Here is a 910-nt window from a genome sequence, read left to right as displayed (position 1 = left end):
TAAGTCTCTTTCATAAATCAAAAAATGACCAGTTAATTGCTTATTTTTAAAACAAAATATTTCTCAAATTTCATGCATAATTCAAGGATGAGATATATTGATATTCAAAAGCTTACAGACATTCAATTTAAGCGATTAACAGGTATTACGTGGTCAACTTTTAATGTCATGTTGACTGAGTTAAAGTGTCATGTGCCCACAAAAGGTAGACCAAGTACTTTAGATCTAGAGGATCAATTACTCTTGTGTTTAAGTTATTGGCGTGAATATCGGACATTATTTCATGTTGGTATGACATATGGTGTTTCGGAAACGACGGCATCGCGAATCGTGCGGCATGTAGAAGATTGTTTAATTAAATCTAACTTGTTTAATTTACAAAAGAAATTACCCAAAGGTACAGGGATTGATTGGGATGTTGTTATTGTCGATGCAACAGAAATCCCTATTCAACGTCCAAAAAAAACAAAAGATAAGCTATAGCGGTAAGAAAAAAACACATACGTTTAAAATTCAGGCAATAGTCCATTATAAAACACAGGAAATATTAAGCTTAAGCATGTGTAAGGGAAGCAAGCATGACTTTGAATTATTTAAAGAAAATTTAAATTCAATTCCCGAAAAATCATTTATTTTAGCAGATAAAGGCTATCAGGGAATTTACGAAGTTTATGATAAAAGCTTGATCCCTTTGAAGGCAAAAAAAGGGCAAAAATTAGCATCAGAATTAAAATTTTATAACCGAGAAATTAATAAAAGAAGGATAGGAATAGAGCATGTATTTGGAAAATTAAAAAGTTTTAGGATTTTATGTGAAAGATACAGAAATAGAGGTAAACGCCTAGGGTTAAGGTTTAATTTAATTGCTGGAATTTACAACTTTCAGTTGGCTAAATAATGATTTATGAAA

At 30.8% G+C, this 910-nt stretch carries 2 protein-coding genes; both read left to right on the top strand.

Features of this window, described 5'->3' with window-relative positions; translation table 11 throughout:
• The first annotated feature begins 87 nt into the window (after positions 1–87).
• Complete coding sequence (locus D7V20_RS20050; protein WP_213072526.1) at positions 88–483, top strand: transposase family protein; 396 nt, start codon at positions 88–90, stop codon at positions 481–483.
• A complete protein-coding gene (locus tag D7V20_RS20045; RefSeq protein ID WP_213072525.1) occupies positions 431–898 on the top strand; it encodes a transposase in 468 nt (155 codons plus the stop codon). Before D7V20_RS20050 ends, D7V20_RS20045 begins: the two co-directional genes overlap by 53 nt.
• Positions 899–910 lie beyond the last annotated feature (12 nt).

It is taken from the genome of Acinetobacter rongchengensis, assembly GCF_003611475.1.
Classification (GTDB): domain Bacteria; phylum Pseudomonadota; class Gammaproteobacteria; order Pseudomonadales; family Moraxellaceae; genus Acinetobacter; species Acinetobacter rongchengensis.
The sequence above is the reverse complement of the archived record's forward strand: the minus strand, read 5'-3'. Positions and strand labels throughout refer to the sequence as shown.

Coding starts and splice junctions, on each gene's coding strand:
- D7V20_RS20045 (WP_213072525.1), top strand. CDS start 431: ATGCAACAGAAATCCCTATTCAACGTCCAAAAAAAACAAAAGATAAGC.
- D7V20_RS20050 (WP_213072526.1), top strand. CDS start 88: ATGAGATATATTGATATTCAAAAGCTTACAGACATTCAATTTAAGCGA.